Consider the following 3,811-nt stretch of genomic DNA (forward strand, 5'->3'; position numbering starts at 1 on the left):
ATTTTATAGAGTGCTATAATCCTGCGCTTCACGCCTTCTTTTACTTGAGTTATCAATGAGAAATAGTAAATCGATAATTACATTGCTGATTATTTCGATAACACTGTCTGCTGCAGTGGGTCTTTACTATTTACAACGTTACCAAGAAGTAAAACAACAAAGTTTTGATTACTCTGCGAAACAAGCCCTTCATCAGTTGGTTTACGCAGAACGAGATTACAAACTCTTAAAATCTCAGTTGGTTTCGGTGATGAAACTACTGAGTCATAGCCAAAGCCTTGTTAATTTCGCTTCCTCCCCCTCTGAACAAACCAAAAGCCTCCTCGAAGAGGTATGGCAGTCTGTGTTAGTGAACCAAAAATGGTATACACAAATTCATCTTATCGATGTTGAGGGTAAAGAGCTGGTCCGAGTGAATTATTCCTCTGCCACGGGCGCTGTGACAATACCTCAGCAATTACAAGATAGGTCTGACTCTAGCTACTATCATTTTGCTAAGAGCTTAGAGCATGAAGATATTGGTGGTTGGGGAATTGAGCTTGAAACCGAACATGGTGAATTGGCATATCCTTATAAACCGGTGTTTAGAGTCTTCACGCCTGTTGAAACTCCGGAGAAGCGAGTCGGTTATTTGGTGATCAATCTGGATGTCTGGGGGTTGTCTTCACGTCTTAATTTCGCACCTGATTATGATTTTAGAGTGGAAGTAGTCAATGGTGAGGGTTATTACATTGCGAGTCCAAACAACAGTAAATTGTTTGGCGATTCTGTTCCTGAAAGAAAAGGCTTCAACCTAAAAAACATCGCACCTCAAACATGGGAAGCCCTCTCTCGACAACAAATGGGCACTGTGTTTGAAGATGGTAACCTGTTCGCGTTTAACACGGTTCAGCTAGCTAATAATCAAAAGATGCACCTTGTGATTCAATTGAATCAAAAACAACTGCGCGCTAGAGCTGAACGTGATCTAAATGATCTTGCCCATGAAGAGATCATAGTGTTTTTCACTGTGTTACTGTTCGCGTTCCCATTTGCTTATCTGGTGACGCATTATCGACGTCGTAGCTTAGAGAGTAAGTTAGCTCGCGCAGCGTTGAATGGTATGTCTGCCGTGATGATCACTGATAAGCAGCATCGTACTATGATGATCAACAACGAGTTTGAAAATATGACCGGTTACAGCGAAGCACAAGTTATCGGTCATAATGCGCTGCAACTTCTGTTGGAAAATACAGATCAGCAGCTCACCAGCGAATCCATCTGGCGACACTTAGACAACGAAGAAGTGTGGGAAGGGGAAGTGCTGTGTAAAAACAAACTGCGCATCCCTTTTACCGCTATTATGCGTGTCCATGCGGTCAAGAACAGTTCTGGGAAAGTGAGCTACTACATTACTTCGCTGGTGGATATATCAGTAAGGAAAGAGCTCGAAGTTCGTCTGCGTTTTCTAAGTGAGCGAGACGCTTTGAGTAACCTTTGGAACCGTCGAAAGTTTGAAGAGCAGTTAGCTTATTATTCTCGTTTGGTTGAGCGTTACCCAAATGAGGCGACTACTTGTTTAGCTTTAGTCGATATCGATAACTTTAAGCGAATTAATGACGAGCTCGGCCACGATGAAGGTGATCGTGTGATTGCAAGAGTAGCTAAGCTTCTACAAGACAGCCTCCGTAGTACCGATTTTGTGGCGCGTGTTGGTGGGGAAGAGTTTGCACTGTTGATGCCGCACACCTCTCTGGCGGAAGCGAAACGTGTACTGGATCGGCTGCGAATCGAGATTGAGTTATCTGCGGGCACCAAGGTAACCGTCAGCGTCGGTTTCACTGATTTGACGAGTAACAGTACCCGTTCATACAAATGCGCAGACGTCGGCCTTTACGAATCGAAATCCTCGGGACGAAATACCGTCTCGATTTGTCCTAGCTATGCGGATGTTGCTTAGCTACAGACTCTATTTACTCCTAAATATCCTCCCACTTTCCCATCGAGTTCTCTTTATATAGCTTGCAACTCAGTAAGTGATGAAGTCGTTTCTTCTGTGTATTTATGAGGAATCTCATTTTTGAGCGACCTATGTCACAAATTATATACGGTTAGACTAAAGTCTAATGCTGGCGGAAATTTGAGCTAAAATGAACAATGAGTAAACTACCTTGCTTCAGATTACATCGTGTTAAGCGGTGTGATAAATAGAGTGTTTACCAGATATTAAAGGGATGACACCGTTAACTTAATTCAGCTGGTTAGCTAGCTTTTTCAATGAGTTGAAAAGCAGCAGTAGAATTAGGTTAGCTGGAGCAAGAGTTTGGGGATCATACAGTCTGGTTGAAAGAGGCGTGGTATGTTTGTCGATTTTTTAGTGAGATTAACCATAGGTACATTGGTCATTCTTGGTTTTAAGCTGAGTGCTTTGTATTTCTTACCTATGGTTTTGCTGCTCAATACTCATCACAAAGAGTTTTTTGGGTGGTAGCCAGCTTGATGCTGAAAAACAAAAAAACGGAGCTGTTAGGCTCCGTTTTTATTTGTTCAAGATTTATCGCAGCATTAGGCCGCTTCGATAACTTCTTCAATTCGTTTCATTGAACCTAATAGGTGTTGGTCAAGCAACTCTGTCGCTTGTTCTACGTTTTTTGACAGGACGAGTTTCATGATCATTTCGTGCTCATCAATATTGAACAGTTCATCTGATGCACTTTCCGCTGACATCGCTAGGAAGCGGTAACGTTTTACTTGATTGATCAAATCTTCAAAGAAGCTAAACATGTTCTCTGAGTCAGCGCCTTCAAGTAGCGCAACGTGGAACTGTTGGTGACGCTCTTCCCATTCCACACAGTCAAACTCTTCAGACACATGCTGTACTCGAGACAGCTTGTGATAAGAGGTCAGTACATCCAGTTCCCAGGTTTCATCACCCGCAGAAATCGCTTTTTTCAGCAGTACTGATGAAACGACACGTAAGCTCTCATAAAGATCATTCAGCTCTTTCTTTGATACTGGTGCTACCCAACAGCCTTTTTGTGGCTCGAGTTTTACGTATTTGCTCCAAGATAACTGCACTAGAGCTTCGCGAATTGGAGATGCGCCAACGTTGTATCTGTTCTTTAGATCAGCAACAACGAGCTTTTGGCCTGGGGCTAACTCACCATTAAGAATATCCTGGCGAATCATCTTTGATACTTTGTCAGTGAGAGTAGGACTAGACATTACAAACCTCATGTATATTTGATTTCTAGTCTGCTAATCCGTCTCTTAGAAAGAGCCCATTGGAAGTTAACAGTACGTAGTTCTAATGCGTTTGATAATACAGCGTACTGAAAAGTTAGGCAAGATTTTGTTTCATAAAAAAAGAGGGCCGAAGCCCTCTTTTATATTTTATGCGAATCGGTTCATTCTTATAGAACGTGAACAGATGCCGTGTTTGTTGTACCAGAAGCTACTAGAGCACCTGAAACCATAACAACGATGTCGCCTTTGCTACCGAATTCAGCGTTAAGAGCGTACTCTTTACCCATTTTGTAGAATGCGTCAGTGCTGTCGATAGAATCAACAAGAACTGGACGAACACCTTTAGTAAGAACAAGCTGAGCAGCTGTCTTTTGGTTCGTTGTTAGTGCAATGATGTTTGCAGTTGGGAAGTACTTACGTACTGAACGTGCAGACTTACCGCCTTCAGTAGCAACGATGATTAGAGGAGCAGCTAGCTTCTCAGCTGTGTCTACTGCGCCTTTACATACTGCTTCAGTGATGCGTAGACGTGGGCTGTCTAGACGAGAACCTAGCTCAGCTTTAAGAGCTGAATCTGTACGGTTCG

General features: G+C 42.7%; 3 protein-coding genes. 1 reads left to right on the forward strand and 2 read right to left on the reverse strand.

The features are described 5' to 3' along the window. Positions 1-55 precede the first annotated feature (55 nt). On the forward strand, positions 56-1,939 hold the full coding sequence (locus BCT81_RS24905; RefSeq protein ID WP_102426199.1) for a diguanylate cyclase: 1,884 nt from the start codon (positions 56-58) through the stop codon (positions 1,937-1,939). Between the two features lie 605 nt (positions 1,940-2,544). Here the strand turns inward: BCT81_RS24905 and BCT81_RS24915 are convergent. Both BCT81_RS24915 and BCT81_RS24920 read right to left on the reverse strand, forming a co-directional pair. Then, positions 2,545-3,216 carry an FCD domain-containing protein gene (locus BCT81_RS24915; protein ID WP_102426200.1) on the reverse strand — a complete coding sequence of 224 codons (672 nt, stop codon included), beginning with the start codon at positions 3,214-3,216 and terminating at the stop codon, positions 2,545-2,547. 176 nt (positions 3,217-3,392) lie between these two features. Further along, positions 3,393-3,811, reverse strand: a 419-nt coding sequence (locus BCT81_RS24920) for a pyruvate kinase alpha/beta domain-containing protein (protein WP_277869846.1), incomplete at its 5' end; no start/stop codon positions are given.

The organism is Vibrio sp. 10N.261.52.A1, from assembly GCF_002876325.1.
Taxonomy (GTDB): domain Bacteria; phylum Pseudomonadota; class Gammaproteobacteria; order Enterobacterales; family Vibrionaceae; genus Vibrio; species Vibrio chagasii.

Excerpts from the sequence above, each read along its gene's own strand:
- BCT81_RS24905 (WP_102426199.1), top strand. The coding sequence starts at position 56 with ATGAGAAATAGTAAATCGATAATTACATTGCTGATTATTTCGATAACA.
- BCT81_RS24915 (WP_102426200.1), bottom strand. The coding sequence starts at position 3,216 with ATGAGGTTTGTAATGTCTAGTCCTACTCTCACTGACAAAGTATCAAAG.